Here is a 26,702-nt window from a genome sequence, read left to right as displayed (position 1 = left end):
GCGAACTTAGCCAACGGCTACCGTAGGTTGAGGCACAGCAAATTTAGCCATAATAGTCTCTGCCATCTGGGGCGGCGTTAGGCCAAGATCCGCTTTAGACTCATCTGGTGTGGCGTGCTCCACCAAAATATCTGGAACGCCTAAACGCAGCACAGGTACAAGAACGTCTGCGTCCTGCAATGCTTCTAAAACCGCTGAACCAAATCCTCCCATCAGGCAACCTTCTTCGAGGGTAACCACTCGACCCGTTTGTTTGGCTAAAGGAATAATTAACTCTGTGTCGAGCGGTTTGGCAAAGCGTGCATTGATTACCGCGGCACGCATACCATGTTCTTTGAGGATTTCCGCGACCTGCAGGGCTGGATAGACCATGGAACCGTAGGCAACCAGCACCAGATCCTCCCCTTGGCGCAGGAGTTCCCCTTTGCCGATGGGCAACGGCTCCCAGCCTTCCTCCATCAGGGCAACACCGTGGCCATTTCCCCGCGGATAACGCAGGGCAATGGGGCCAGCGGTGTAATTAATGCCGGTCACCAGCATTTGTTGGAGTTCAGCTTCATCTTTGGGAGCCATTAGCACCATATTGGGCAGGCAGCGGAGGTAGGCAATGTCGTACATTCCTTGGTGAGTCGGCCCATCAGCCCCCACAATACCGGCGCGATCCATGCAGAAAAAGACCGGCAGGCTCTGGATGCAGACATCGTGAACAATTTGGTCGTAGGCACGTTGTAAAAATGTGGAGTAAATTGTGGCTACAGGGCGCATTCCTTGGGTGGCGAGGCCAGCAGCCATTGTGACCGCGTGCTGCTCAGCAATGCCAACGTCAATGTATTGTTTCGGCAGCCGCTTTTGCAAAATATCTAGACCGGTGCCTGTGGCCATGGCAGCAGTAATACCAATAATGCGCGGGTCATTTTCGGCCAATTTAGTGAGGGTTTCACCAAAAACCTTCGAGTAGCTGGGGGGCTTGGGCTTGCTGGAGGGTTTGGCTTTGCCGGTCACCAAATCAAAGGGGTTTTGGGCATGGTAGCCCACTTGATCGTTTTCGGCGATCGCATAGCCTTTGCCTTTAATCGTTGCCACATGAACCAAGACCGGCCCGCTAATGGTGTGGGCGTGCTGGAAGGTGGCAATCAACTCTTCGAGGTTATGGCCATCCACTGGCCCGACGTAGGTAAAGCCCAGTTCTTCAAACACCGCTCCAACCTTGGGTACGGCTAACCGTTTCATACCTTCCTTAATGCGGTGCATTTCCGGGGTGAGGTTTTCCCCAAGAAAGGGAATGTGCTTAAATTGTTCCTCAAGGTTATCGGCAATGAATTGGACTTGGGGGGACAGGCGAATCTTGTTTAAGTAGCGGGGAATGGCCCCCACGTTGGGAGAAATCGACATTTCGTTGTCGTTAAGAACCACCATGAGGTTGGTGTCTGGAAGGTGCCCGGCATGGTTAATGGCTTCTAGCGCCATGCCACCCGTCAAAGCCCCATCGCCAATGATGGCCACCACCTTAAAGTGCTCTCCCTTAAGGTCTCGGGCGATCGCCATCCCCAATGCTGCTGAGATACTCGTCGAGGCATGGCCGGCGCCAAAATGGTCAAAGGGACTCTCCCGTAGATTTAAGTAGCCCGCAATCCCACCCTTTTGGCGCAGCGTATGAAAGTTGTTATAGCGACCCGTCAACATTTTGTGGGGATAGGCTTGGTGGCCAACATCCCAAATCACCCGATCTTGCTCTAGATCAAGGGTTTGGTACAGAGCTAGGGTCAACTCCACCACACCTAAGCCCGGCCCCAGATGCCCTCCCGTTGCCGCCACCGTTTCCAGATGCTTATCGCGGATCTGTGCTGCAATTTGACTCAACTGAGCAATGGATAACCCGTGCAACTGGTTAGGATGGGTGAGCTCACTCAAATGCATAGAAACCCGGCCTCGTTGAAGTATCGACTTGGATAGTTTGCCGCTGAAGGGGGAACGACCTTCTGACTGATTCTAGCAAAGTCCTCCGACCCCCTTCTCCTATTGTGTCCCTAAGCGAGGTGAAAATCCGCAATAATCGCGAAATAGCTCATCTTGACTTCTCTCCTCCTTGAAAGAGAGGAGATTCCCAAAGGATGCTACGCAACGGGCTGAAGCCGCGTTGCTTCGCTTTTCCCTTGAGCTGTCACCCACAACTTAATGCGGGTGGGAGCAGTCAAAGACCCCCTACTCACCTCAAGCATTCCTGCTATTGGGACTACGTTTATGTTTCGGTTTGTGGTTTCGCGCTTTTCAACACTAGCCAATTCGATACGCTCAACATCCTGCCATTGCTTGCAGTGGTTTAGGCTTGCCGCCAAAGCGGTAGTGACTTACTTGCCGGGATCTCTCCGTACTAGGATGTTTCTTCGCGTAGTTGATACGCCTACTTTCCACGTCTCTAGTTTAACGCATAGAGAGGGCTAAAGCCCCCTGAGTTGGCTGTATCCCCTCGCTAAAGCGGAGGGGTTTTAGCCCGCCCACATCACTACTATAAATCGCTGGGTCATGGCATCCAGCAGTGTTAAGGGCACAGCAGCGCACTGGCAGGCTCGCTCAAAGGCTTGACTAACTGCGAGGGAGTCACTGTTGACGTGCTCTTCCACAAGACGGCCACGACTATCCCAGCGGCGAGTCACAGTACAGAGCGGCACCTTGGTTAAGTTGTAGCCTTGGCACGCTAAATAGACTCGAAACTGGCGTTCTAGGCGCTCCACGTGCTCCACGCTAAGGTGAATACCCAACTCAATCAGGAGTTGGGCAAAGGTACGATGGTGGCTTTCCGGGTCAGCCGTCATGAGGGATAGTTGGGACATTGATGCACACCTTCACAGAGCTTCAAGAGAGTATCCTGCGGATGTGCACAGCTATACACCCTCCTCGTGCTGAACCTAGTTGTAGCTAGTTGTGGCTAATTCTGGCATCCCTGCCTTGCAGCGCATCTGCCATGCGGCACACCGGTACGATGGCGGCAACATCGTGAACCCGCACCATTTCGACTCCTTGGGCAATGGCATGGCAGCACACCGCCGCTGTTCCCCAGACCCGTGCTTTGGGGTCGGGTTGGTTAAGAATATCGCCGATGAAGCGTTTACGCGATGGGCCTATGAGCAGCGGGTAGCCAAGGGACTTGAACCGGGACAGTTCTTTCAGCAGCAGCAGATTTTGTGGTGTGGTTTTGGCAAAACCAATCCCCGGATCGAGCATGATCTGTGAGGGATCGATACCGTGGGCGATCGCTGTGTGGGTTTGCTCCTGAAAATAGGTCAGCAAATCTGCGATCAGATCATCATAGTCCGTCAACTGTTGCATGGTGGCTGGGGTACCCCGCCGATGCATGAGAATATAGGGCACCCCCAATTGGGCAACGGTGGCAAACATCGCCGCATCTGCTTGGCCGCCGGATACATCGTTGACAATATTGGCTCCCGCAGCAACCGCTGCACGGGCAACGTCGGCGCGGGTCGTATCAATGGAGATAGGAATCGTTGACTGCTGACGAATTCCCTCAATGACCGGTAGTACCCGTGCCAATTCCGCACTGAGGGGAATAGCGCTAGCGCCCGGACGGGTGGACTCGCCCCCCACATCAATGACATCAGCCCCGGCTGCCGCCATGTCTAAGGCATGGGCAATGGCACTGGCGGGGTTAAAAAAATCACCGCCATCACTAAAACTATCCGGGGTGATATTCAAAATCCCCATCACGTAGGTGCGTTGTCCCCAAATGAGGGCGCGATCGCCCACGTACCAGCCGGTCACGATGCTGTATCCCCTTGGTGCCGTGCATGCAATTTTAACAAGATCTCTTGGTGAACCGACTGCGTAATGGGGTAAAAATAGGCTAGCACTATCCCCCCTATCAGGCACAAGGTCGGCACAGGGCCAATGGCAAGCCGAATGGCCAGCAAGGCAGAGTCAGGCTGAACCGGCGGGGGCTGCCCTGCCACCGAAGAAATATAGCCGGCCCACTCCAAGGCTTGACCCACCACAAACAGCCCCAAGGCCAGACCAATTTTTTGCAGTAACACCATGAAGGCATAGAACACCCCTTCGCGGCGCTGACCACTATTGAGTTCATCCAAATCAATCACATCAGGAATCATCGACCATGGCACTAAATAGGCAGTAGAAACCCCAAACCCCGCCAAGATCGCAAAGGTATAAAGCAGCAGGGACTGTCCGGGTTGTAGGAGAAATAGTCCTGCTTGGGCAATGATCCATAGTGTCATCCCCATGTAATAGACCGCCTTTTTGCCCACGCGACGGCTCACCGCACTCCAGACAAAAAGCATCACCATGGCTGTAGCCTGCACCACAAGGGCAACTTGGGTGTAGTCTGCTGGAGTGAGCTTCAGCCAATCCCCAACAAAAAAGGGAATTAATGATGCGGTGATCTGAACGGCCAACCATGAGCACAGATAAATACCCATCACAAATAAAAAGGGGCGATTACTAAAGACAAGGCGCAATTGTGCCGTTAAGGGCAAGGTTGATCCGGCCTGAGTCGGGGTCGTTTTGTTGAACTGCTGTACTCGCGCTCGGGTTCCCCACACGCACCAGTAGATCGGCAACACCGATAGAACAGCCGCAATTCCGCCGAGTAGCAAGTATTGAGTTTGTTGATTTTCCACCGCTTGAAAGATTACTTGAGCCAAAATCAGCGAACCAATGCTGCCGCCAATGGAAAAGGCAAAGCGAAAACTATTGAGACTTGTACGCTCGTTGTAGTCTGTGGTGAGTTCGGGGGTGAGGGCGGTATAGGGGAGGTTCACCGCTGTATAGACAGTATTGAATAGGATCCCCATCAGGACGTAGTAGCCAAAGAGCACCCACTGATGGTCACTGGGCACCCACCAGTTCAAGAAGAAGATAATGCCAAACGGAATGGCGCTATAGACCATCCAGGCATGACGGCGACCCCATTTGGCCGATTGGGTGCGATCGCTGAGGAAGCCGATAATTGGGTCATTCACAGCATCCCAAATTTTGCCAATCATCAAGACACTGCCTGCTAAGCCTGCACTTAACCCCGCCACATTGGTGAGAAAGACCATCAAAAAAAACACTTGCAAGTTGGCGGTAATGGCAGCTCCCAGATCGCCTGCCCCAAAGGCCAGCTTCGTTGCCAACGACAGCGGTGGACGAGATGAGGCCATCGGTGATGTCATGCAGGCTCCTCACGATCAGGGCGGTCAATGGCTCAGGACAACATTGGATCGCACTGTGGGCAATACAGACTCATAGTACCGCTGTAATTGCTGTGTTGCCGCGGCCCAACTCCAACGCTCTGCTTCGCGGCGGGCATTTTGGCGCAGATGTTCGCGAGCCGTAGCGGAGGCAAAGAGGCGCTCGCAGGCACTAATGGCGCCCTCGGGATCCGCTGGATCAAACAAAAAGCCGTTCTCGCCGTCGCTGACAATATCAGGAATGCCACCACTGTTAGCGGCCACCACTGGGCAACCCGCCGCCATTGCTTCTAGCAACACCAAGCCCAAGGTTTCGGTACGGGAGGGAAAGACAAACACATCTGCCGAGGCAAAGGCTGAGGCAAGGCGCTCTCCCTTGAGGTAGCCAACAAAATGCACAGGGGTATCGGCAAAATGTTTCTCTAGGGCTTCGCGGTGGGGGCCATTGCCAACAAGAGCTAGGCGTGCCCGCGGAATACGCTGCAAAATCGGCTTGATCTGTTCAATGTCCTTTTCGGCTGAGAGGCGACCCACGTAAAGAAGGAGGGGATCATCGGGATGGCCTTGACTGAGGAATTCGCGCATTTTGCGACTGCGATGCTGGGGCTGGAAGAGTTCGACATCTACCCCCCGCTGCCACAGATCAAGGTGGCGAATCCCGTGGGCGCGTAGTTCTGCCACCATTGCCGAGGAGGTGCAGAGGTTGAGTTGGGCGCAGTTATGGCCAAGGCGCAGCAGTGACCACAACACCCCTTCTAAAAATCCTAAGCGATAGTACTTCAGATATTGGGGCAGATGGGTGTGGTAGGAGGCGACAAGCGGCAGGTGTAGCTTTTTGGCATAGTACAGCCCTGCCACCCCAAGTACCGCTGGATTCACGACATGGATTAAATCGGGTTGAAACTGTTGCAGTACCTTGCCAATGGCGGGACGCGGTAGTGCTAATTTGAGTTCTGGGTACAATGGGAGAGGAAACCCAGAAACGCCGTAAATCTGCGCCCCTTCATAGTTGTCAAGGCCACCTGCGGGAGCTACCACCAGTACCTGATGACCATTCCGTTGAAGATGACGTACAGTTTGACAAAGCCGGGTGACAATGCCGTCCACTTTGGGCAGGAATGTTTCAGTAAATAGCGCAATCCGCATGATGAAACCTGAATAGGACTGGAATTTTCCCCATTCTCGAACTAGGGTGTCCCCAACGCAAGCCATAGGAACTAAAATCTTTGCGTAAATTATTCTGCCCTAAGGAGGAACCGCGACAACCATGAGTAAAGCAGAATTGCTGGGGGCGATCGCTGGTCTGAATCGCGGTATTTTAGCTAGCCCCGGAGATCGCAAACGGGTGGCGGCACTCACAACAGACGTTGAAGCACTGAACCCCACCCCTGATCCTTTAGCTGCAACAGATAAATTGGCAGGAGACTGGCGGCTCATTTACACCAGTAGTCAAGCCTTGTTAGCCTTAGATCGCTCCCCCATCGTTAAGTTGGGGCACATCTACCAGTGCATTCGCCCACAGCAGCAGCGCATTTACAATATCGCCGAAATTTATGGCGTGCCTCTCCTCGAAGGGGTGATTAGTGTCCTAGCACGGTTTGAACCCCTGACCCAACAGCGCTTACAGGTGTATTTTGAGCGTTCGATCGTTGGCTTTCGCCAGTGGCTGAACTACTATTCTCCCTCGCAGTTTATTCCCCAGCTCCAGAGCCGTCGCCCGTTGCTTGCCCTTGATGTTCCCTTAAACGACAATGAGCAACAGGGGTGGCTAGATATTACCTACCTCGATGACGATTTGCGGATTGCCCGTGGGAATGAGGGCAGCTTATTTATTCTCAGTCGTGTCTAGGCGGCAACAGGCTATAATGGCAGTCCCAGTCTGTGCCGTTCCCCCCTATGAGCGAGAGTTATAAAGTCCTCAGTGATAATCGACAGGCTCGCTTTCAGTACGAGATTCTGGAGACCTACGAGTGCGGTATTGTCTTGGTGGGTACAGAGGTGAAGTCTATTCGTGCGGGCAAGGTGAATTTACGGGATGGTTTTGCCCGCATTCGCAATGGTGAAGTGTGGCTGTTGAATGTCCATATTTCTCCCCATGAGCGTACGAACCAGTCCTACAACCATGACCCCCGGCGCGATCGCAAACTCCTGCTGCACAAGCAGGAAATTCGTAAGCTCATTGGTAAAGTAGAACAAAAGGGGTTAACCCTTGTGCCCCTAAAGCTGTACCTCAAAAATGGTCGGGTGAAAGTTGCCCTTGGGCTGGGGCGGGGTAAAAAGCTGCACGATAAGCGAGCCGACCTGAAACAACGTCAGGATAAGCGCGATATGGAACGTGCCCTCAAGCACCGCTAAGCTGAGGTTGGCGATTGGTGCAGCACCTGCGAAAAACACATAGGGATTGCTTGGTAGCCCCGTACGTTAGTACGGGGAGGAAAAGCCCTTAAGCAACGTTAGTCGCCTACCAGTGATGAGGATCATTGAAGATCATTAATGTAGTTTTGGATTATCTCTGCGCTAAGATGCCCAGCGGTGCAAAAAAAGTAGCTTCTGCTCCAGAGACTAAGCAGTTTCTTCAACAAAACCTCCGAGAGACCCCGCGCTTCGACAAGCCGCGGAGGGATAGGAGCGGCGGCTGAGGGGTACATCGTCGGTGGGCTTTGCCTACGACACCCCGAAAAGCCGCCAATAGCGTATAATCCTAGCAGTGAACCACACCATCAGTTATCGACTCATCCAGCAGGCTAAGGCGACAAATCAGGCCATCGCAATTGACGATCTCACCGGCATCAGAGAACGCACGAACGAATTGCCCCGTTCTAGGACTGAACGGCGATGCAGTAATAGCTGGGCGTTCTATCAGCTTCGCTAATTCCTTGCCTACAAGGGCGTGAAGGTTGGCGTAGCCGTGAAGCGTGTAGAGCCTCGCTACACCTCGAAAACCTGTCATTGTTGCAACGTGATAGGTCATCGGCAGGGCAAAAGGTTTGCGTGCCTGAACCTGTCCTGCGGCTGGATAGGTGATGCTGATGTGAATGGAGCGAAAAATATCGCTACTTTGGGGGGTCTTGTAAACACCCTTGGAGGCTCCAAGATACTGTCTTGCCCATGGCAGGATGTTGTCTTGAGGGCTGCTGAAAGCCCCGTCCTCTATCGGGCGGGGTAGTTTACCAAAAAAACGCCGTAAAGCCCCTGCCTTCAGGCATGGGGATATAAGGCGCATGTTGTGTTATCGAAAATTTTGGGTCTAAAAACTCGTCTTTTAGAGTGGTTTTTAGTTTAAACTAAAACCAGAGGTAAGGGTAATCAACCTCTCTAAAAACCCAATAGCCTAACGGCTAGAAAACAACCTAAGTTTTTTTTGGTTGGTTTAACAGTACCTTTGGGCAAAAGGGAACTGCCCCGCAAGGGGGAACGCTTGGGGAGATAAGCACCGCTGTTGTAGTAGGGCAACCTGATGCGATAAGTGCTGTCGCAGAACCAAGAACAAGAATCCCCTGCCTTTAGGCATGGGGAGTATGTCAAACTTTGCAGTCCTTTGAATAGAACTCTGATTCCTAGAGGTCGCTCGCTTTTAAGACCACACTGGCCGCTTGGTTCGGGTCATCGCGACCGTGTTGCAATTGCAACACTTGAACCGCCGCGGCAAGGGACAGAACCCATCAACTCCAGATTCTAATTGAGTGGCTTCGATGTCAAAGCAATCGCCTGTCAACACAACTCGCTTAGAGTGCGGGCTTCTCGCTTCGTCGGGGAGCCACGGTACAGTGCGGGGCTTATCTACCCCCAACCCCCCACAAGCTAAACAGCGCGATTCTCTGCTAGGGGGTAAACACTAACCCGCTTACGCGTTTTGCCATAGCGCTCAAAGGTGACAACGCCAGCAATGGTGGCAAACAGTGTATCATCACTGCCACGCCCCACGTTCACCCCCGGATGGAATTTAGTGCCCCGCTGCCGCACAAGGATATGGCCAGCTTTGACCACTTCGCCACCAAATCGCTTCACCCCAAGGCGTTGGGCATTGGAGTCACGACCATTACGGGTACTGCCAGTTCCTTTCTTATGTGCCATGGTAACCTCCTAGCTATTTGAATTCAGGGCTTCACCATTGAGGCGAATCTCGTTAATCATGATGCGGGTTAATTCTTGGCGATGCCCTTGTTTTTTCCGCGTTTTTTTCTTGGGCTTCATTTTATAGACAATTACCTTGGGGGCACGGCGATGCTGCAACACTGTACCGGTAACAACAGCTCCACTAACGTAGGGTTGGCCAACATGAACGCCAGCATCGGTTTGCACGAGTAATACTTGCTCAATATCAATGGTGCTGTCGGGGTCAAGCGCTAACCGCTCCACATCATAAAACCGCCCGGCTTCGACTCGCAGTTGCTTGCCACCGGTTTCAATAATTGCGTATGCCATAGGGGACCTAAAGTAACTCCTTGCCGTGCAGGTGAGGGCGCATTGTCCTCTTGGTGAACCTGTTCCGTGCAAATTCAGCAATTTTACATCATAGACTTTTGAGCTGGGTCTGTCAACGACCTTAGCCGACCCAGGGGACACTGCTGGTGGAAACTTTATTGAGTTGAGAGAGCATCGAGGCATCGATCTCGTTGAACATCTCTGGATAGTAGAAGACCAGTAACGCCCTGCCAATGCCGATCACATCTTCGTGGTGCAACAAGGTGCTGTGCCTGATGAGCAAGCCATTGATTAAGGTTCCATTGCGGCTGTGGTAATCAGCAATGAAATAAAGGGGCTGGTTGGCGAAAAGAAAACTATTAATAACAGCGTGAACTCGCGAGACATAGCGATCGCGAAGGATAATGCTGCAATCTTTTTGGCGACCAATGGTCCACTGGCGATCGGGGTGAGAGCAACGTCGCGTTTGGGTTGCCCATACTCGCGAATAATCAGCCATGCTCGATGATGCGTGGGCGTTGTCATGGGGTTCCCGATGACGGCCTAGACTACAAAGGTAGCACCATCTCCTTGGGCGGCTTGCCAACTACGGGCATCAAAATACAAATCTTCAAGGGAAATACTGTCAAGGGCATCCTGTAGTTTTTGGTGCAGTTGCTGCCAGAGACTCAGGGTGACCCAGTCAGCGGTAGCAGCGTCAGGCTCCGGCGGCTGCAAAAAAAGAGGCTGAGGGGACTCACCCACCGCAAGAAGAATCTGCCGCAGTGAAATCTGTTGCGGGGGACGAGCTAGTTGATAGCCACCATAGACCCCCCGCAGCGATCGCACTAGGCCGGCACGCCGCAGTTCGATCAATAGTTTTTCTAGATAGGGAGCGGGAATATTTTGGCGCTCGGCAATGGCACGCACTGAGGACGGGCCATACTGCGGCTGTAAGCTCAGGTCTAAGAGGGCTTTGATACTATAGTGGCCGCGGGTTGTCAGGGTCATGCAGCCTGTCCCACCGTCGTAATGTAGAGCACGGCTTCGTCAGCGGGAATGCCCAGTACCTCATTCACCTGATCATCAAAAAAGCCACCAATGCCGCTAACCCCTAACCCCAAAGCAGTTGCCGCCAAGTTCAAGCGCTGTCCCAAATGTCCTGCATCCATGTGCAGGTAGCGGTAGGCACGCTCTCCATAGCGGGCGATCGCCGCTGCTAAGTTGGCGGTATGGAAAATGACGACGGCGGCATCCCGCCCTAACTCTTGATTGAGACAGAGGAAGTGCAGTTGCTCCTGAAAATTCTTAAAGCGAATTTGTCGCAGTTCGTGATTTGCCACAGCGTAGTAGTAGCAGCCCTCTTCTAAGTCACTCACGCGAGTGACCGCAACAAAGGTTTCCACTAATGAGAGATCAAAGAAACTAGGGGCCTCATCCAGTCCTTGGTCGCGGTAGGCTTCGGCATGGTAGGTAAAGGTCAACAGCGCCGCCAATTGATCTAGGGTGATTCCCTTGCCACTGTACTGGCGGGTCGAACGGCGCTGCAAAATTGTCTGTTGCAACGCCCCTAGACCAGTATCCCAGTTCAGTACGGTTTGCGGCAGCGATACCCGCAAGCCAAAGGGGAAGTTGTATTTATCGTCCGGTGCAGCGTTGGGAAGGGCACCCCCACTGTTGAGAGTGGGCACGGTGGTCTCTTCAACCTTTGACATGCCGTAAATGATGTCTGTGTTTGTGAGCGCACTCCCTTGATGACAAGCAGCAAGGAGATCGCCATCAGGGATTGCCCCATAGTCATAGCAGACGGTGGACGCTAAGGCAGCGGGAAAGGCAGAGAGATTTTGTGACACCTGCAGTAGATCCGCGAGCACCACAACCCCCAGTACCGCTTCTTGGGCTGAGTCTAGGTAAAGCAGATCGTTGATTTGCGAGTCCACAAAGCCGCCGATGAGGTGAGAGCGAAAATCATTGATGCTGGCAGCCAGTTCGACATTGCCGAGTAGGTGACCAATATCTAAGCAAATGCGTCGATAGGCACGATCGCCATAGCGCCAAGCAGAGCGATAAAATACAGCCGTTACAATCAGCGCCACTTCAGTTGCTTCAAGGGCTGGATGCCACAGGCAAGCATCTTGAAGACCAGACCAGTGGTAACTTTGCCAAACCTGTACAAGGGCATGATCCTTAACTTGGTAGTTATAAATCCCCGCTGGAATGAGGCGATCGGTACGGGTGATGACATAGACTTCGGCTGGGTATAGCCCCCCTGCAGAGGGGGCTGCTCGCATTAAGAAGGGGCGATCGGGATAGGGCACCACTGCTGTTACACCATAGGTGCAGTACAGCAGCCGCGAGAGTCGTTGCCAATACCGCTCTGCGGCGGTTTCCCCTTGCCTAAAGAACGGCTTGAGTGGAAAGACCTTGCCCAAGGGATAGGTTTTGAACGGTTCCGGTTGGCGGCTCCAGTCGAGGCCACGAGCCTGCTGCGCTAAGGTTTCTGGGGCATACTTGGTGCGCTCGTGGTAGTGCTGTGCCAAGGATGAATGCTCAAACCCCATCGCCATTGTGCTGCCTCATCAAGTTAAGAAACCATTAAGTAATATGAATTTCCCTGATAACTCCCCCTACAGTCAGAAAGACGTAAGTAAGAATACTTATTTCACTGTAAAAACTCTATTTATTATTATGGCGAAATTTAGTGCCGAGGAGCTACTGCAAGCCTATGCCATGGGAGAGCGGGACTTTAGGGGGCTAGATTTGCGGGGGGTGAGTCTATTTGACACAAACTTGGGGGATGCGGATTTTAGTGATAGCAATTTAGAAAATGCTTATCTTCCCTACTGCCAGCTGAATCGAATTGTGGCCACCGCCACCAATCTACGCCAGAGTGAACTGGGGGATGCCCAGCTCTACCAAGCCAATTTAGCGGCAGCAGATCTCGAGGGGGCACGCATGATGCGGGTAAACCTGCGCTCGGCCAACCTCGAGCAGGCCAATTTAGCGGGAGCTAACCTCCAAGGAGCGGATCTGCGCTCGGCTAACCTGCGCCAAGCGAACTTGCAGGGGGCAAATTTACAGCAGGCCAACCTTGAGCAGGCGGATTTAACGGGGACTCAGGTGCAGCGGTGTAATTTTTTTCGGGCGACGGGAGTGGACTTGAGCCATGCGATGTGTGATGCCACCACGATCTGTCCCGATGGTCACTTTTATGGATGAGACACGGTGATGAGTGTAACGGGGTTGAGGGGGTGCAGGCGGTGTCCGCTGCCTAAGGGAACTGAACGGCTTAGTTGCAGGTGGAGGAATTGTGGTTTGAGATGGTGTTGATGACACCACGCTAAAACTTGGCCTTGGTGCTCAAGGGTGGCGATCGCCATGACGATACGGCCTTGGGGGGCAGGCGTGACCATGCCACCTCTAAGTTGGTGGCCAACAGCGTGCCGCTGCCGCCAATAAACACTCGATCGGGATCAGGGAGGGAATCCAAGGCGGTGGGAGCTATCCCCTGAATCGGTTTTAAGTTCGCCAGACCAAAGCGATCGCGGTTCTGGCACAGGAGTTGATAGCCGACGGCGGTTTTTTCAACGGCATAGACGGTGGCATGGGGTAAAAGGCGGGCGATTTCTACGGCGACACTGCCGGTGCCAGCGCCAATATCCCAAATCACTTGCACTTGAGGGGTCAAGGCCAATTCTGCCAAGGCCAGTACCCGTACCTCTCGTTTAGTCATGAGGCCGGGGCGATCGCCAAAGCTGAAAAATTGGTGATCCTCTAGGCCAAAGCAGGGGAGATCGGCAGCCGGGATCTGCTGAGGTTGCCGTACCAGCACCACCAGGTTGAGAGGATGGATCTCAGGGGAGGGAACCGGTGGTTGGTGCAACTCCCAAGGGAGAATCTGCTCCTGGGGGCTACCCAAAGCTTGGCAGACCCATGCTTGGTAGGACACCGGCAGGTTCAGGCGTTGATAGAGGGCACTGATGGCGGTGATGTCGGCCTCAGCATCGGTGTAAATGGCAATTTTGGCCGTGCCTTGTTGCAGTAAGGGAATCAATGCCGATAGGTTTCGCCCGTGGGCACTACAGATAGCGGCATCCTGCCACGGCAGCTTGAGCCGACTAAAGGCCAACTGCACGGCGGTAAGGTGAGGATGAAAGGTCAACTGCTCCGCTGGAAAAACTGTGAGGAGCCAGCGGCCTAGGCCATAAAAGAGAGGGTCACCACTGGTGAGAATGACAACTTGGGGATGTGGTGTGGTGCTCAGGTGGGTCTCTAGGGCAGCAAGACTGTCGTTAAATTGGCGTAGCTCAAGACGCGGAATGCCAAGCTCCGGAATCAGAGCAAGGTGGCGATCGCTCCCCACCAATAGCGTCGCCGTCTGGATAATGGCTTGGGTAGCACTCCCCAGACCTGCCATGCCCTCCAGACCGATCCCCACCACATGGATAGGACTCAAGCGTGCCCCTCCTGCCACGCTAAATCCAGTAGGGCATTGACAATGGCCGCAGCAACCGCCGAACCACCTTTGCGCCCAGACACTCGAATTTGGGGCACAGCTAGGTTTGCAAGGGCAGCTTTAGACTCCACCACATTGACAAACCCCACCGGCACCCCAATCACCCCTGCTGGCAGAACCGATCCTTGACGGAGGCGATCGCACAACGCCATTAATGCCGTGGGGGCGTTCCCAATCACAAACAGCGCCTGGGGATACTGCTGCCAAGCGGCAATCATCCCGGCTTCAGTGCGGGTTTGATCAGGGGCTGGTGCCTGCCCATAGTCCAAGGCAGTGATCACAGGATTTGCAAAGGTACGGCTGGCCATGGTTTGAATCCCCACGGTGACCATCCGCACATCCGTAACAATGGGCACCCCGGTGGCCAAGGCCTGAGTCATGGCGGCAACAGTTGCTGCCGGCGCGTACAGCAGATCCTTAAATTCAAAATCAGCCGTGCTGTGGATAATCCGCCGCAAAATGGCATAGGCGGCTGGATCAAAGCTGTGGTCGCCGATTTCGTGATCAATAATCCTAAAACTCTCTTGGGCAATGGGATGAATCAGAGACACAGGACTTCTGCTAGGATAGGAAAGCTGTCTAAAAAGGAGAGATGGCCGAGTGGTCGAAGGCGCAGCACTGGAAATGCTGTGTGGGGCAACTCACCGAGGGTTCGAATCCCTCTCTCTCCGTACCCATTTTCTGCCAGATTAGACCTATTTCCATCGTTTCAGGGGTCTATTTTTGCTGTTGATTGCAATTTGTGAACTATCCAACACTCATCCTTCAGATAGAGCGCGGGCTTCCCTTGTCACAGGCAACCGCCTCTGCCGTATCAGATAATTTTGTTATGTTATAAATCAAGTTGTTCGCCTACGCCTCACGCGACCCTCATCCCGACGCTGCCCCTAGCAGGTACAGCGCGGGGCTTCCCGTCTAGAACAGCTAAAGCTCTCTATTGTCTCACAGGCAAATCGCTAGAATACAAAGAAAGAATACAAAGAATAGAGCGTTTGTCTCTTTTTATGGTACTACGCAGACGCACTTAGGAGTCACTACTGCCTGAACCTTAACAACGTAAAAACGTTCGCTAATCACTCGAGGATTTTTAATTTATGCGTAACTCATGGATCATTTCACTACTGGCGATCGCTAGTCCACTGACGGTTGCAACCTTGCCCGCCTCTGCCAACTCTGCAACCATTGGCCCCATCGAGGTCAGCCCAGATCTACGCTCCGCCCTACAAACAGCACCTTCAACCTCTGCCAATGCCAATGAACTGCAATATCCTGATGGATTAGAGGACAGTTTATCCCCTCAACCCGTGCGGCTGCGGCAAGACCCCAAAGTCTATAAGCAATTTGAAGAGCCACGGAACAACCGAGGTGTTGGCTTTAGTGTAGGCATCTGAGTACTGGAAAGTGTACACCTTGGTTAATAGGGGTTAGGAAGCAGAAGCACCACTCAAACGCTTTTGAAGAGAGCTGACCCGTCGCTGGGCAATCCCATTGTTGGGATCGTGCCTGAGGGTGTGCTGATAGGCCTCAAGGGCAGGCTGAGCTAGGTTTTTCTTTTCGTAGGCATGACCGAGGTTATTCGCCGCAGTGACGTACTCAGGCTGATTTTTCAAGGCATCCTTGTAGTAACGAATAGCCAAATCGTACTGCTCCTGAATAAAGTAGGCATAGCCAAGGGCATTGTAAATAGGGGCTAGGTAGGTCTCCTGCTCATTTTCCGCTGCCTTTAGCGCCTTTTGCAGCAGGGGAATGGCCTGAGTAGCTAGCTTTTTGCTGAGATAGATGCTGCCCAGTTCAAAATACTCTTGGGTTGTGCCCGGCTCTTGCTTGAGCTTGCGTTGTAGCCGCGCCAAGGTGGTTTCAATCCGGCGGGTTTTAATAATTTGCCCCAGCACAAACCATGCAGACACCCCCAACAATACAATCAGCACCCCTAAATACAGGGCAGGTAATAAACCGTCCATGGTACTCAACGTCCTCAATCACAAGAGACAATCATACATATGAAGGGTGTTTAAGACCCGAGGCATAAACATCCCTAGGATTATCATAAATACATGACTTCCTTCAAACACCTCAGTGAACGGAGGCTAAATCACTCCCCGCGGAGGTGGCACACGGCAGATTTAAGGCACTTCTTTTCTGGGCATTGCATAGTATAGAAATATAGGTATGAATTAGGGGAGAAACGAATACAGTGTCCCGAACGTCAATCTACCCATATCCGTAAGAATGGATGCAACAGACAAGGAAAACAAGGCGTTGCTGAATAGAAGTATGATTTGCTGGCCAATGAGCGAATCGGCGGTTTCATCGCTTCGCCAAACCAGGCTAAAATCGCGGCATCGACCGGATCGGTTTTAGCCAGTTGATTGGCAGCTTTGGCAACGTTTCGCGCTTGCCGAGCATTAATCACGACCACGGGATAGGCTAGCGTGGACAGCACCAACGCCACTGACCGCTCATAGCCGCCAGTGGATTCTAGAATCACCCGAGCGACCGCCTCAGGCGGACACAGGTGAGTCAGAAGTTCGCGAATCCCACTCGCGGTGTTGCTCACGCGAAAACTCTGCTTCTGGGGACGTAGATGTACATCTAGCCACCGCTTACACACATCAATGCCAATCCATTGTTCTTGATCCTGCATATCACTTTTGCGCCTGTCTGGGGGTAAATCAGGTGTTTACTCAGCCTTGCGTCATGCGGGTTCTACTGTCCCAACCGATGATTCGAGTTTGACCTGTTGCATCAGAGAGATGACCCTAGCTTCTCCACGATGTCTAGCATCTAAGGGGTGACGGTCTATCTCTCTAGTTTTAAGATACAAGGGTTGGGGATGAGGGCAATTCATAGCCACACTCAGCAATGCCGGAAACAAAATCATATTTGCGTCACCTGTGGGCGGCAATTCATTCTCTCTGGGATCAGTGGTTATAGCTGGCGGCACTACGAAACTGTCAAGGTATGGCAGGAGAAACTCATGACTACAGGGTCACCACCAAATTATCACGGTGGATAATTGTGTCTGCACCACTATAGCCAAGGATGCTGGCCAGTTCGGTGGACTGCTGCCCTTGAACGCGACGCACTTCGTCATTGTTGTAGTTCACCAGCCCGCGGGCCACTTCTGCCCCGTCAGGATCACAGAGCTTTACTGCATCTTGCGCTTGAAACTCGCCACACACTTTCGTAATTCCTGCCGCCAACAGGGAGCACCCACCCTCGGTAATGGCTTTGACTGCCCCGGCATCCAACCATAACTCGCCTTTCGGGATCAAGGCACGGGCAATCCAGCGCTTGCGGGCATTGATGGTTTTGGGTTTTGGTTCAAACTGGGTACCCAAGGACTCGCCCGCCATCACTTTCAGAATGTTGGTGGGCGATCGCCCATCGGTAATAACCGTTCGCACCCCCGCTTCAGTGGCAATCTCCGCTGCGCGAATTTTAGTGGCCATCCCACCCGTGCCCCACGGCGAACCCGCTGCCCCCACCTGTACCGTTTGCTCTAGGGCTGCAAGGGATTGAACCCGCTCAATGGGCACAGCCGTTTTATCCAACCGTGGATCCGCTGAGTAGAGACGATCCACATCCGTCAGCAAAAAGAGCCAATCGGCTTCGACTAAGCTGGCCACCAACGCCGAGAGGGTATCGTTATCTCCAAATTTCAGTTCATCCACTGCGACGGTATCATTTTCGTTGACGATGGGAATGACCCCCAAGTCAAAGAGAGCCTGAAATGTATTAAAAATATTGAGGTAGCTTTGGCGATCGACAAAGTTCTGTCGCGTTAACAGAATTTGGGCGATGGGCTGGTGCAGCATACTAAACAGATCATCGTACATCCGCATTAAGTGACCTTGCCCCACGGCTGCCACCGCCTGTTTTTGCGCCAACTGTTGTGGACGCTCCTGCAACCCCAGCCGCACTGCTCCTACGCCCACCGCTCCCGAAGATACCAGCACGACGCGATCGCCCCGCTGCCGACAGCCCCAGAGCACATCCACAAGCTGGGCGATGGTGGCCAGTGCCAGAGTTCCCTCCTTGCCCCCTGTCAAACTAGAGGTGCCAATTTTAACCACAATGGTTTGTGCCATGGTGCCTAACACGATCCACCATAAAAATATACCCCCGTCCCTAGGGCGGGGGATCGTACGCTAAAGGCGTTTATCGGAACGATGAGAGTACTTTAGGACATGGCTTGGATAATGTAGTCAAAGTAGGGAGCAGCAACTTCCGCCTCCTCGGCACTCAACAGCGACAAGGAGACATCCTTCAGACAGCGAATGGCTTCTACCATACCAGCCATCGGCACCCCTAAGGAGTTGTACATTTCCCGCACCCCAATGAGTCCAGTGCGCTCAATGGGTTCTTTGTCCCCTGACAAAATACCGTAGGTAATTAAGCGCATATACCAGCTATAGTCGCGTAAGCAGAGGGCACGCTGTTTTTGGCCATAGGCATTACCACCAGGAGCAATAAAGTCAGGCCGCTTTTGCCACAGTTGCTTACTGGCTTGCTCTACCAACCGTTTTTCATTTTCAGCTAATGTCGTGGCAATGCGTAGGCGTTGCGCGCCCGTTTCAAAAAAGTCACTAATTGCCTTGAGTTCGCCTGTGGTGGGGTAGCGCAATTCATCGTCCGCTTTGAGAAGAACCTGACTAATGACACTCATATTGCTAACACCGCTTAATACATTCCTCATTTTAGAGGACGGTGGTCGCCCGGTCACAGTTTTTTTCACAGAAAACCTCCGAGAAGCCCCGCACCTTCAGGTCGGGGAGGGACAGGAGCGGCAATTGAGAGGGGTTCAATACCCCCGAAATTGCCAAGTTTAGTACGCTTGTTTTTCATAGTCACGGGTGAGAATATAAAAGGATGAAACAAACTCTGACACTAGTTTGCAAACTTGCAACCACACCCGAACAAAATGCCAAGATTGAGGCAGTGCTTCAGGCGTTTGCTGCTGCTTGCAACTATGCCAATGAGCGAGTCAAACCCAAAACAACCAGCAAAACAACGATTCAGTCGTTGGTCTATAACGACCTGCGAGAACAGTTTGGGTTGAGTGCTAATCAGGCAGTCAGGGTTTGCGCCAGGGTTGGGGCGAATCGAAAAACAGCCAAAGTGAAGGGCAAACCTGTCAAAGCGTTTCGTCCAACTTCGGCAGACTACGATGCCCGAATCTTCTCTTTTCGGGAGAAGGATTGGACAGTCAGCCTGACCCTGCTGGGATGTAGAGAACACATCAAACTGGAAATAGGACACTACCAGCGCGGCCAGCTGAAGGGGTGTAAACCCACTTCGGCTCAACTGTGCAAGCACAGAGATGGAAGATACTACATCCACATTCAACTGAGCGACGAAGCTCCTGAACCCATTCAGTCGGACAAGGGGATTGGCGTTGATTTCGGTCGGCGTGAAATCGCTAAAACTAGTACCGATCAAGGTTGGGATGCTAAGCAGTTGAATCAAGTCCGAGATCATTTCGCCAAAGTGAGAGCATCGCTCCAGCAAAAAGCCTCGAAGGGCACACGGTCGAGTCGGCGTAGATGCCGACAAGTCCTGCAACGGCTGTCGGGGAGGGAGAGACGTTTTCAGCGATGGCTCAATCATTCCATCAGTGCATCCATCATTCGTGAAGCAAAACAACTCCATGCCATTGTTGCTATCGAGGATTTGACAGGCATTCGAGATAGAATCAACCAGCAACCGAGAAACACGACCGAGCGGAGACGGTCTAACAGTTGGGCGTTCTATCAGTTGCGACAATTCCTGGAATACAAGGGTATCAAGGAAGGAGTTGAGGTGGTTGCTGTACCACCTGCCTATACCAGTCAAACCTGCCATTGTTGCTTGCATATTGGGCTGAGGACTGAAAAAAAGTTCAAGTGTGGGCATTGCGGATGGATTGGTGATGCAGACCTAAATGGAGCAATCAATATTGCGCTTTTGGGGCAGTCCGTAACGCTGCCTGGAGGCTCCTGGCTAGCTTGCGAGATAGCCGGAGGGCTACAGAAAGCCTCGCCCTTCTAGGGCGGGGAAGTTTACCCCCTTAGCCTTTTGTGAATGTCCTACGCCTTTAGACAGCGGGTGAAAAGCTAACAAAGAAAGCGAAGTGCGGGAACGAGCAGAGCACCGTGGCGCTGCTGTCGATGACAGGGTTGGTGCTGAGGCATACATTCCCACCTAGACCTCCGAGGTGCTCCCGCCACAGCGAAGCTTGGCGGTCAGGGGGGGAGGAGCGCTGTCGAGCTTCGCTGCGCCAAAGGCGTATGAGTGCGGCTCAATACCGCCGAAATCAGTAATACTCTTGACCATTGCAGGCAATCTTCACGTGGTGGTAAAGTACCAACCATGAAACAAGTCCTGACACTCGTTGTAAAGCTTCAACCTACGCCTGAGCAAGCGTCCAAACTGGCGGCAACTCTTCAGGTGTTTGCTGATGCGTGCAACTATGTCAATGACAACACCCATCCCAAACTCACCAACAAAATCGCTCTTCAGTCCTTGACCGACCAGACCATCAAAGAGACATTCTCCTTGGTGGCCAACATAGCGCTCAGGGCGTGCGCTCGTGTGGCGGTAAGACTGCTAAACTCAAAGGCAAGCCTGTTAAACGGTTTGCACCAACCAGTATCGACTGTGGCAGCGATCTGTTTACCTTCAACGATAAGGAGTGGCAGGTTAGCCTTGCAACAGTTCAAGGCACAGAAAAGGTGAAGTTGAATGCAGGCCATTACCAAAGAGGCACACTCAAAGGGCGTCAGCCAACCTCGGCTCAGCTTTGCAAGCATCGAGACGGCAACGTCTATCTGCACATCCAACTGAAGACTGAAGCACCAGAGTCAGACCAATCAAGTCAATCAAGTAATGTGATTGGCGTTGACTTTGGACACAGAGATATTGCGGTTACGTCTGAAGTGGAAAAGTGGGACGGTCAGGACATTCAGCAAGTTAGAGATCGGTTGTCTAAGGTGAGAGCGTCGCTCCAAGCAAAACGCTCGAAAGGCACCCGATCGACTCGCCGCAGGGCAAGACAGAGTTTGGAACGGTTGTCGGGTAAAAATCGCCGTTATCAGCAATGGTTGAACCATCAAATCAGCAAAGCGATTGTGCAGCGGGCTAACGCCTTGAATGCTGTAATTGCTGTGGAAGATTTGACAGGTATCAGAGAATGCACCAACAAGCTGCCGCGCAACAAGACCGAGCGACGCAGCTCTAGTGGTTGGGCATTCTTTCAATTGCGTTTGTTTATCGCCTATAAGGCACTTCAGGCAGGCGTTCAGGTGCTTGCGGTTAATCCGGTATATACCTCGCAAATCTGTCACCAATGCCTGCACATTCATCCAGTGCAAGGCAAGTCTTATCGAAGTGGCAAGGGGTTTACTTGTGGCCATTGCGGTTGGCAGGGGGAGGCTGACTTTAACGGTGCGAATCTAATTGCGCTTTTGGAGCTGCCTGTAAACCAGCCTAGAGGTATGGCTGACGCCACCTACGGAGCGTGGTTGGCGTGCCAACTGCAGGGCTACCGAAAGCCCGCGCTCTGTCCGTAGGAGGAGCGTCGGGTAGTTTACCAACCTGTAACGAGCCAACACATCCGGTACAGTAAAAATAGCACATGTCCATTCCTTAACACGCTTGAATGCGGAGTATTCTACTATGCCCCCTCGCTGGCCCCGTAAACCGGATCGTCGAGATCCGCGCTACCGTCGTTTAGACGATCGCATGAATTTTGCCGTTCATGTGGCAGCATTTGCCGCAGTGAACTCGGGCGGTTGGTTTTGGCACCAAGTTCAGCCCCATGCTTTGCCCTTTTTACCCCTACTCACTTTGGGGTGGCTGGTGCTATTGCTGGGGCATGGGGCGTATATCTTTGCGATCGCCCGCTACGCCGATGGAGAGTTTACCCCATGAGTCGCACCCCCTTAATTGAACGATTGGCTGCTGCCATTGGTGGTGAAATTTACATTGATGTGGCCAAATGGCATCTGTACCTCAGGGATGCCAAGCTGCATACCCCCCTTGCGGAGGCATTTTTGCCCCTCCTAGAGCAGGGAGAGGTGAACCGTAGCCACGTACAAGCAGTGTTGCAGGAGGTGAGCGTGCCTCTGGGGGTGGCCAAGAGTCTCTCTCCCTTGACCGGTTGGTTCCCAAAACGAATCAAGATAGCCTTTTAGAACTGCTCAACCACTTCCGCCAAGACAACCTCTGATGGCAGACCTACACCTTTATGGTTGCGGTGGACACAGCCTGCGATCCCACTAAGAAGGGAGCCAAGTTGTATCCCTAGCTCCCTGATGTTCATCTACATTTGGCTAATGGGCTGCGCCCCTGATTGCCCTAGCTAAGGGCAACGTGGGAGCGATCGTAGGTGGCACCAAATACAGGATTGATTTTGCCTTGAATTTGGCTCCAGTAGTTGGCGGCAGTGGCGGGCATACCAATAGCAGCAGCAGTCCGTGCCAACAGGGTTTGCTCACGGCTTTTGATGGTAGCGTGATGAGCCATTGCCAATGAACGTGCCATTTCATTAATACCTGAAGGCATCGCTACAGACACCGTTGTATCGGCCATCCGTGCTGCCGGCACTCCCGCCAATTTTTTGCCTTTTTGGTACTTAACACCGCGATAGGTCATGATTTTCAGCGAGTCTTCCGGTGGATTCACTGCTGTGGCCACACGGTAGGTAGTGCCGCGATATTTGGCCACCACATCCGTGGCTTGTGTGTTGATCGCAGGAGGAACGTAGTTGTACTGAACGCCGCGATAGGTAAGAGTAGTCATAGTTGTCGCCCCATTTTTATTACAAGGTGGATCATTTGAGGCGCGTTCCTTCGGGATCACTTTCCCTACTTCCGTCTCTGACTACAGGAACAACGCTGACGAGTCACTAACGTCTTAAACGCGTTTTACTGATGTCCTGAGAGAGATGAACGATTCATTTCTGTATCTAATTTAACAATTTCTCCACCTTAACGCAAGTTGTTCACAAAACTTTACTATTGGCCTCCTTGAAGCTGTGCCAATAGCCATGGATCTACGGGCTGGCCATCACGCCGTTGCAGGTGAACCTGTACCACATAGACCAAGCCAGAATTGGGAGGGGCGGGATGTTGAGAAAAAGAGATGATGTAGTCGGCAGGATTTTGTTGATACTGTCTCAGCCAATCTTCTACTTTTGCTGTTGCAAAGAAGGACTGCCCTTGTTGGTACATTTGGCTAATTTGCAAATGTAAGTTGTAAGGTTTGACTTCTCCCCTCCTTGAAAGAGAGGGGATTCCCAAAGGATGCTACGCAACGGGCTGAAGCCGCGTTGCTTCGCTTTTCCCTTGAGCTGTCACCCACAACTTAATGCGGGTGGGGGCAGTCAAAGACCCCCTACTCACCTCAAGCATTTCTGCTATTGGGACTACGTTTATGTTTCGGTTCGTGGTTTCGCGCTTTTCAACACTAGCCAATTCGATACGCTCAACATCCTGCCATTGCTTGCAGTGGTTTAGGCTTGCCGCCAAAGCGGTAGTGACTTACTTGCCGGGATTTCTCCGTACTAGGATGTTTCTTCGCGTAGTTGATACGCCTACTTTCCACGTCTCTAGTTTAACACATAGAGAGGGCTAAAGCCCCCTGAGTTGGCTGTATCCCCTCGCTAAAGCGGAGGGGTTTTAGCCCGCCCACATCACTCCTATAAATCGTCCCATGACACATTGCCTTTCATTGCATAGACTGCTTTAATTTGAATCAACTTTTGTCACTTCGGGTTCACAGTGCTGCCATGATGTTGTCATCTCCGTGTCTTAAGCTACAAGCCATAGAATACCTCAGCTACAAGCCATAGAATACCTCTGAAACCTTTGAATACGACCTGTGCTTGACAGTTTTATCCCATTCAGGAACCAACCATGACTACCATTGCCCGCAGTGCTTCCCCTGAGTCGAATTTAGCCACTACTGTTGCGGCAGAAACGATTCATTATCAAGTCGTTCATTGGATCACTGGACGGTTTCGGATTCGGATTCCCCGCTTGGGCGTTGATGCGGAGTATGGCGCACGCCTCCTCTATATTGTGGGAACCTTACCCGCTGTTACTACGGCACGGATTAACCCGCCTGCGCGGTCTTTAGTTGTGGAGTACAATCCCAAGCTTTTTGGCGAAGCACTGGCAACCGTACAGGGGCAGATTTTTGAGTCTATTCAGGTGGCAGCTAATCCGGACTTACCTGTCCTAGCGGCAGAAAAAGCAGCGCCGGCAACTGAAAGTCATGAAATTAATTATTGGGAGCGCCTAGGGCTGTCCGCCTTGGGGTTGGGGCTGAGCTTAGGCTCTCTCATGGGGCTGCCTATTCCGGGGTATGTGATTGCCAGTGTGGTTATTGCTGGAGCGATGCCCGTCTTTAAGCGGGCATGGGATGCTCTGCAAGAGGAAAAGCAGTTAACCATTGATTTTCTAGATGGGTTGGCGATCGCGCTGCACACGATGCAAGGTCATTATTTTGCTCCTTCCTTTATGTTGGGGTTAGTCGAAGGGGGGGAAGTCATTCGGGATCTGACAGCCCGTGGGTCGGAGCGCGCTAATCTCAATCTGCTGGACTGCCTTGGCAAGACTGCGTTTGTAGAGCGCGATGGGGTTGAGGTAGAAGTAGAAGTTAAAGATATTGTCGAAGGCGATCGCGTCGTTGTTTACCCCGGTGACCAAATTCCGGTCGATGGCATTGTGCTGCGGGGCACCGGCTTAATTGATCAGTGTAAGCTAACGGGGGAATCAGTCCCTGTTACCCGCAGTGAAGGGATGGAGGTTTTTGCCTCAACGCTCCTAGTCGATGGCCAACTGGTCATTTTAGCTGAGCGGGTTGGCAACAATACCCGCGCAGGAGTTATTGTCGGCCTCATGCAGGCTGCCCCGGTGCACGATACTCGTATTGAAAACTACGCGGCGGCGGTGGCCAACCGAGCGGTGATTCCCACCCTTGCCATTGGTACTGGTGTGGGACTGCTCTCCGGTGACTTGAATCGGGCGATCGCCCTGCTCACCCTTGATCTAGGGACAGGGATCCGCGTATCGGTGCCCACGACCATTCTTTCTGCCCTCACCTACGCAGCGCAGCACGGTGTCTTGATCCGCAGTGGCCGCGCCATTGAAAAATTGGCGCAGATTGACACCATCGTCTTTGACAAAACCGGCACCCTCACCCAAGGGCATGCAGGGGTTACCGATATTAAAGTGATGGATCCCCGTTTCAGTGCAGAGGACATCCTCAGTATGGCTGCCAGTGCCGAGCAAGGGCTGACCCATCCGGTTGCTGAAGCCATTGTCCGCCATGCCCGCGAGACAAACGTGCCCCTTTACGACTGCGAAGACTGGGAATACCGTGTGGGCTTAGGGGTGGTGACCAAGGTTCGGGGTGTGGATCTGCGGGTGGGCAGCCGCCGCATGATGGATCAGGAGAACATTTGCCTAAACGAACTGAATGAGCGGTTCCCGGATCTCAATTCTGGGCGGGCATCGCTGGTTTATATTGCTGGTGATGGCCATCTCATTGGTGTCATCCTTTACAGTGACCCGATGCGCAATGAAAGCCCCGAGGTCATTCGCGAACTCAAAGGTGCAGGCATTACCCCCCATATGCTCACGGGCGATGTGGGTCGAGTTGCTCGTGCGGTGGCGAAGGATCTTGGCATTGCTCCCCAGAATATCTACGCTGAAGCCTTTCCCGAAAAGAAAGTTGAGGTGGTGCGCAGTCTCCACGACAGCGGTAAAGTAGTTGCCTTCTGCGGTGATGGCATCAATGACTCCGCGGCCTTGGCCTATGCAGATGTGTCTATTTCCTTTGCTGGTGCTACGGATATTGCTCGGGAGACCGCAGATGTAGTGCTGATGGAAGATGATTTGCGGGGGCTAACCCTTGCTATTCGCATTGCCAAGCAAGCCATGGAAATTGTCTGGCAAAACACAGCCATTGTAGCCATTCCAAACATTGGTGCGCTGCTGTCAGGCATCTTCTTTGCCCTTGATCCTATCCTTGCGGTGGTCATTAACAATGGAACCGCGATCTTGGCGGAACTCAACGGGTTACGCCCCTTGACTGGTCCGGGAGGCGCGTTGCCCTTACCTCCAGTCAAAGATACCAAAGAGTTCCTTGCGGAGTGGGAAGCCACGCACCCAGAACATCCAGTCCAGCATATTCCACCGCAGCATCGCTCTGTATGAGCGCATCCCGCAGTGGCTGTCGATGCAGTTCTGCCTCTGCGGGGCGATCGCTGGGTTTGACACTCCCACCACCTAAAGGTGGGGGATTCTTACGTAGTCCACAAACGAACTCGTAAAGGCGTGAGCAAACCGCCCCTACACAGTTCCGTGTAGTACGGTTCTGCGGCAATCGGTAAGCCTCGCGCTCTACCTGTCGCTCACCGCCCAAAAGGTCAGGTGAGCATCGGGATGCAAGTGCCTTCATCAAGGGGTTCGATGCCCCGCAGATGTGGGGTGTGGTCATCGCCCGTTCACTTTTATCGAATGTGAGCGGAAAACCCCGTCCGCTTGCGGTGGGGAGGCTGTCAATCACCCCTGAGAGTATGTCACAGTAGG

The 26,702-nt window shown here is 52.8% G+C and carries 25 protein-coding genes, 1 tRNA gene, 4 pseudogenes and 1 riboswitch; of the genes and pseudogenes, 11 read left to right on the top strand and 19 right to left on the bottom strand.

Translation table 11 applies throughout. The features are described 5' to 3' along the window. Positions 1–6: 6 nt before the first annotated feature. The 5 genes from dxs to BRW62_RS03245 form a co-directional block, all read right to left on the bottom strand. Positions 7–1,917 (bottom strand): 1-deoxy-D-xylulose-5-phosphate synthase, encoded by a 1,911-nt coding sequence (dxs, locus tag BRW62_RS03265; protein WP_099798257.1) that lies wholly within the window; start codon positions 1,915–1,917, stop codon positions 7–9. 569 nt (positions 1,918–2,486) lie between these two features. After that, the gene (locus BRW62_RS03260; RefSeq protein ID WP_099798256.1) at positions 2,487–2,831 is read right to left on the bottom strand and encodes a hypothetical protein; all 345 of its coding nucleotides are present in this window, start codon (positions 2,829–2,831) and stop codon (positions 2,487–2,489) included. Between the two features lie 85 nt (positions 2,832–2,916). Next, on the bottom strand, positions 2,917–3,777 hold the full coding sequence (gene folP, locus BRW62_RS03255) for a dihydropteroate synthase (protein WP_099798255.1): 861 nt from the start codon (positions 3,775–3,777) through the stop codon (positions 2,917–2,919). Further along, positions 3,774–5,186: an MFS transporter gene (locus BRW62_RS03250; RefSeq protein WP_099798254.1), complete on the bottom strand. Its 1,413-nt coding sequence runs from the start codon at positions 5,184–5,186 to the stop codon at positions 3,774–3,776. Before BRW62_RS03250 ends, folP begins: the two co-directional genes overlap by 4 nt. A 24-nt stretch (positions 5,187–5,210) precedes the next feature. Further along, positions 5,211–6,350 carry a glycosyltransferase family 4 protein gene (locus BRW62_RS03245; protein ID WP_099798253.1) on the bottom strand — a complete coding sequence of 380 codons (1,140 nt, stop codon included), beginning with the start codon at positions 6,348–6,350 and terminating at the stop codon, positions 5,211–5,213. Between the two features lie 121 nt (positions 6,351–6,471). On the opposite strand from BRW62_RS03245, the gene BRW62_RS03240 reads away from it, so the two are divergent. Together BRW62_RS03240 and smpB are read left to right on the top strand one after the other, a co-directional pair. Then, positions 6,472–7,053, top strand: a complete 582-nt coding sequence (locus tag BRW62_RS03240) for a PAP/fibrillin family protein (protein WP_099798252.1) — start codon at positions 6,472–6,474, stop codon at positions 7,051–7,053. Between the two features lie 47 nt (positions 7,054–7,100). Continuing rightward, a complete protein-coding gene (gene smpB, locus BRW62_RS03235) occupies positions 7,101–7,559 on the top strand; it encodes an SsrA-binding protein SmpB (protein ID WP_099798251.1) in 459 nt (152 codons plus the stop codon). A gap of 122 nt (positions 7,560–7,681) precedes the next feature. Here smpB and BRW62_RS03230 read toward each other — a convergent pair. After that, a pseudogene (locus BRW62_RS03230) lies at positions 7,682–7,783 on the bottom strand (transposase); the annotation flags it as partial. 128 nt (positions 7,784–7,911) lie between these two features. Here BRW62_RS03230 and BRW62_RS15435 point away from each other — a divergent pair. Then, positions 7,912–8,370 (top strand): annotated as a pseudogene (locus BRW62_RS15435) (zinc ribbon domain-containing protein); the annotation flags it as partial. 635 nt (positions 8,371–9,005) lie between these two features. Here BRW62_RS15435 and rpmA read toward each other — a convergent pair. The 5 genes from rpmA to BRW62_RS03195 all read right to left on the bottom strand — a co-directional run bounded on the left by rpmA (position 9,006) and on the right by BRW62_RS03195 (position 12,169). Continuing rightward, positions 9,006–9,278 carry a 50S ribosomal protein L27 gene (gene rpmA / locus BRW62_RS03215; RefSeq protein WP_099798250.1) on the bottom strand — a complete coding sequence of 91 codons (273 nt, stop codon included), beginning with the start codon at positions 9,276–9,278 and terminating at the stop codon, positions 9,006–9,008. 9 nt (positions 9,279–9,287) lie between these two features. Then, positions 9,288–9,629 (bottom strand): 50S ribosomal protein L21, encoded by a 342-nt coding sequence (gene rplU, locus BRW62_RS03210; protein WP_099798249.1) that lies wholly within the window; start codon positions 9,627–9,629, stop codon positions 9,288–9,290. A 121-nt stretch (positions 9,630–9,750) separates the two neighbouring features. Then, positions 9,751–10,128 carry an FHA domain-containing protein gene (locus BRW62_RS03205; RefSeq protein ID WP_198406135.1) on the bottom strand — a complete coding sequence of 126 codons (378 nt, stop codon included), beginning with the start codon at positions 10,126–10,128 and terminating at the stop codon, positions 9,751–9,753. A 44-nt stretch (positions 10,129–10,172) separates the two neighbouring features. Further along, entirely contained in the window at positions 10,173–10,619 is a 447-nt protein-coding gene (locus BRW62_RS03200) for an Rrf2 family transcriptional regulator (protein ID WP_099798248.1), read from the bottom strand. After that, positions 10,616–12,169, bottom strand: a complete 1,554-nt coding sequence (locus BRW62_RS03195) for a SagB/ThcOx family dehydrogenase (RefSeq protein ID WP_099799811.1) — start codon at positions 12,167–12,169, stop codon at positions 10,616–10,618. The genes BRW62_RS03200 and BRW62_RS03195 overlap by 4 nt, the downstream gene beginning before the upstream one ends. Positions 12,170–12,296: 127 nt before the next feature. Between BRW62_RS03195 and BRW62_RS03190 the strand changes: the two genes are divergently transcribed. Further along, positions 12,297–12,827, top strand: coding sequence for a pentapeptide repeat-containing protein (locus BRW62_RS03190; protein WP_198406134.1), 531 nt, complete (start codon positions 12,297–12,299; stop codon positions 12,825–12,827). 121 nt (positions 12,828–12,948) lie between these two features. On the opposite strand, the gene cbiE is transcribed toward BRW62_RS03190, so the two are convergent. Together cbiE and BRW62_RS03180 are read right to left on the bottom strand one after the other, a co-directional pair. Next, entirely contained in the window at positions 12,949–14,064 is a 1,116-nt protein-coding gene (gene cbiE / locus BRW62_RS03185) for a precorrin-6y C5,15-methyltransferase (decarboxylating) subunit CbiE (protein WP_227517538.1), read from the bottom strand. After that, on the bottom strand, positions 14,061–14,675 hold the full coding sequence (locus BRW62_RS03180) for a precorrin-8X methylmutase (RefSeq protein WP_099798246.1): 615 nt from the start codon (positions 14,673–14,675) through the stop codon (positions 14,061–14,063). Before BRW62_RS03180 ends, cbiE begins: the two co-directional genes overlap by 4 nt. 35 nt (positions 14,676–14,710) lie before the next feature. On the opposite strand from BRW62_RS03180, the gene BRW62_RS03175 reads away from it, so the two are divergent. Continuing rightward, positions 14,711–14,795 (top strand) — tRNA-Ser (locus BRW62_RS03175). A 423-nt stretch (positions 14,796–15,218) separates the two neighbouring features. Next, positions 15,219–15,515, top strand: coding sequence for a hypothetical protein (locus BRW62_RS03170; protein ID WP_099798245.1), 297 nt, complete (start codon positions 15,219–15,221; stop codon positions 15,513–15,515). A 33-nt stretch (positions 15,516–15,548) separates the two neighbouring features. Here the strand turns inward: BRW62_RS03170 and BRW62_RS03165 are convergent, their stop codons facing one another. The 4 genes and pseudogenes from BRW62_RS03165 to apcD form a co-directional block, all read right to left on the bottom strand. Continuing rightward, positions 15,549–16,085, bottom strand: a complete 537-nt coding sequence (locus BRW62_RS03165; protein WP_099798244.1) for a tetratricopeptide repeat protein — start codon at positions 16,083–16,085, stop codon at positions 15,549–15,551. A 314-nt stretch (positions 16,086–16,399) separates the two neighbouring features. Next, positions 16,400–16,768, bottom strand: a pseudogene (locus BRW62_RS03160) (IS110 family transposase); the annotation flags it as partial. A gap of 337 nt (positions 16,769–17,105) precedes the next feature. Beyond that, positions 17,106–18,215, bottom strand: coding sequence for a glutamate 5-kinase (gene proB / locus BRW62_RS03155; protein WP_099799810.1), 1,110 nt, complete (start codon positions 18,213–18,215; stop codon positions 17,106–17,108). Positions 18,216–18,307: 92 nt separating this feature from the next. Beyond that, positions 18,308–18,793 carry an allophycocyanin subunit alpha-B gene (gene apcD, locus BRW62_RS03150; protein ID WP_198406133.1) on the bottom strand — a complete coding sequence of 162 codons (486 nt, stop codon included), beginning with the start codon at positions 18,791–18,793 and terminating at the stop codon, positions 18,308–18,310. Positions 18,794–18,996: 203 nt separating this feature from the next. On the opposite strand from apcD, the gene BRW62_RS03145 reads away from it, so the two are divergent. The 4 genes and pseudogenes from BRW62_RS03145 (at position 18,997) to BRW62_RS03130 (ending at position 22,298) form a co-directional block, all read left to right on the top strand. Next, positions 18,997–20,154 carry an RNA-guided endonuclease InsQ/TnpB family protein gene (locus BRW62_RS03145; protein ID WP_099798241.1) on the top strand — a complete coding sequence of 386 codons (1,158 nt, stop codon included), beginning with the start codon at positions 18,997–18,999 and terminating at the stop codon, positions 20,152–20,154. Positions 20,155–20,475: 321 nt separating this feature from the next. After that, positions 20,476–21,674: pseudogene (locus BRW62_RS03140) on the top strand (RNA-guided endonuclease InsQ/TnpB family protein). A 106-nt stretch (positions 21,675–21,780) separates the two neighbouring features. Continuing rightward, a complete protein-coding gene (locus BRW62_RS03135; RefSeq protein WP_099798240.1) occupies positions 21,781–22,035 on the top strand; it encodes a hypothetical protein in 255 nt (84 codons plus the stop codon). After that, positions 22,032–22,298 (top strand): DUF3181 family protein, encoded by a 267-nt coding sequence (locus BRW62_RS03130; RefSeq protein ID WP_227517536.1) that lies wholly within the window; start codon positions 22,032–22,034, stop codon positions 22,296–22,298. The genes BRW62_RS03135 and BRW62_RS03130 overlap by 4 nt, the downstream gene beginning before the upstream one ends. Positions 22,299–22,461: 163 nt before the next feature. Here the strand turns inward: BRW62_RS03130 and BRW62_RS03125 are convergent, their stop codons facing one another. Continuing rightward, positions 22,462–22,905: a DUF4278 domain-containing protein gene (locus tag BRW62_RS03125; protein WP_099798239.1), complete on the bottom strand. Its 444-nt coding sequence runs from the start codon at positions 22,903–22,905 to the stop codon at positions 22,462–22,464. Positions 22,906–22,944: 39 nt separating this feature from the next. Continuing rightward, positions 22,945–23,059: riboswitch (Glutamine riboswitch) on the bottom strand. Between the two features lie 61 nt (positions 23,060–23,120). Next, positions 23,121–23,336: a hypothetical protein gene (locus tag BRW62_RS03120; RefSeq protein WP_099798238.1), complete on the bottom strand. Its 216-nt coding sequence runs from the start codon at positions 23,334–23,336 to the stop codon at positions 23,121–23,123. A gap of 684 nt (positions 23,337–24,020) precedes the next feature. Here BRW62_RS03120 and BRW62_RS03115 point away from each other — a divergent pair. Then, positions 24,021–26,327, top strand: a complete 2,307-nt coding sequence (locus BRW62_RS03115; protein ID WP_099798237.1) for a heavy metal translocating P-type ATPase — start codon at positions 24,021–24,023, stop codon at positions 26,325–26,327. The last annotated feature ends 375 nt before the right edge of the window (positions 26,328–26,702 follow it).

Origin of the sequence: Thermostichus lividus PCC 6715 (assembly GCF_002754935.1) — a bacterium.
Taxonomy (GTDB): domain Bacteria; phylum Cyanobacteriota; class Cyanobacteriia; order Thermosynechococcales; family Thermosynechococcaceae; genus Thermosynechococcus; species Thermosynechococcus lividus.
Note: the sequence above shows the minus strand (reverse complement) of the source record. Positions and strands in the feature narration are given on the sequence as shown.

What these genes read in the sequence shown, in the direction of transcription:
- BRW62_RS03125 (WP_099798239.1), bottom strand. Translation starts at nt 22,905, where the DNA reads ATGACTACTCTTACCTATCGCGGCGTTCAGTACAACTACGTTCCTCCT.
- dxs (WP_099798257.1), bottom strand. Translation starts at nt 1,917, where the DNA reads ATGCATTTGAGTGAGCTCACCCATCCTAACCAGTTGCACGGGTTATCC.
- BRW62_RS03115 (WP_099798237.1), top strand. Translation starts at nt 24,021, where the DNA reads ATGACTACCATTGCCCGCAGTGCTTCCCCTGAGTCGAATTTAGCCACT.
- apcD (WP_198406133.1), bottom strand. Translation starts at nt 18,793, where the DNA reads ATGAGTGTCATTAGTCAGGTTCTTCTCAAAGCGGACGATGAATTGCGC.
- proB (WP_099799810.1), bottom strand. Translation starts at nt 18,215, where the DNA reads ATGGCACAAACCATTGTGGTTAAAATTGGCACCTCTAGTTTGACAGGG.
- BRW62_RS03135 (WP_099798240.1), top strand. Translation starts at nt 21,781, where the DNA reads ATGCCCCCTCGCTGGCCCCGTAAACCGGATCGTCGAGATCCGCGCTAC.
- BRW62_RS03245 (WP_099798253.1), bottom strand. Translation starts at nt 6,350, where the DNA reads ATGCGGATTGCGCTATTTACTGAAACATTCCTGCCCAAAGTGGACGGC.
- BRW62_RS03120 (WP_099798238.1), bottom strand. Translation starts at nt 23,336, where the DNA reads ATGTACCAACAAGGGCAGTCCTTCTTTGCAACAGCAAAAGTAGAAGAT.
- BRW62_RS03145 (WP_099798241.1), top strand. Translation starts at nt 18,997, where the DNA reads ATGAAACAAACTCTGACACTAGTTTGCAAACTTGCAACCACACCCGAA.
- BRW62_RS03190 (WP_198406134.1), top strand. Translation starts at nt 12,297, where the DNA reads ATGGCGAAATTTAGTGCCGAGGAGCTACTGCAAGCCTATGCCATGGGA.
- BRW62_RS03260 (WP_099798256.1), bottom strand. Translation starts at nt 2,831, where the DNA reads ATGTCCCAACTATCCCTCATGACGGCTGACCCGGAAAGCCACCATCGT.
- rplU (WP_099798249.1), bottom strand. Translation starts at nt 9,629, where the DNA reads ATGGCATACGCAATTATTGAAACCGGTGGCAAGCAACTGCGAGTCGAA.
- BRW62_RS03165 (WP_099798244.1), bottom strand. Translation starts at nt 16,085, where the DNA reads ATGGACGGTTTATTACCTGCCCTGTATTTAGGGGTGCTGATTGTATTG.
- BRW62_RS03200 (WP_099798248.1), bottom strand. Translation starts at nt 10,619, where the DNA reads ATGACCCTGACAACCCGCGGCCACTATAGTATCAAAGCCCTCTTAGAC.
- BRW62_RS03130 (WP_227517536.1), top strand. Translation starts at nt 22,032, where the DNA reads ATGAGTCGCACCCCCTTAATTGAACGATTGGCTGCTGCCATTGGTGGT.
- rpmA (WP_099798250.1), bottom strand. Translation starts at nt 9,278, where the DNA reads ATGGCACATAAGAAAGGAACTGGCAGTACCCGTAATGGTCGTGACTCC.
- BRW62_RS03195 (WP_099799811.1), bottom strand. Translation starts at nt 12,169, where the DNA reads ATGGGGTTTGAGCATTCATCCTTGGCACAGCACTACCACGAGCGCACC.
- smpB (WP_099798251.1), top strand. Translation starts at nt 7,101, where the DNA reads ATGAGCGAGAGTTATAAAGTCCTCAGTGATAATCGACAGGCTCGCTTT.
- BRW62_RS03240 (WP_099798252.1), top strand. Translation starts at nt 6,472, where the DNA reads ATGAGTAAAGCAGAATTGCTGGGGGCGATCGCTGGTCTGAATCGCGGT.
- BRW62_RS03170 (WP_099798245.1), top strand. Translation starts at nt 15,219, where the DNA reads ATGCGTAACTCATGGATCATTTCACTACTGGCGATCGCTAGTCCACTG.
- BRW62_RS03250 (WP_099798254.1), bottom strand. Translation starts at nt 5,186, where the DNA reads ATGACATCACCGATGGCCTCATCTCGTCCACCGCTGTCGTTGGCAACG.
- BRW62_RS03205 (WP_198406135.1), bottom strand. Translation starts at nt 10,128, where the DNA reads ATGGCTGATTATTCGCGAGTATGGGCAACCCAAACGCGACGTTGCTCT.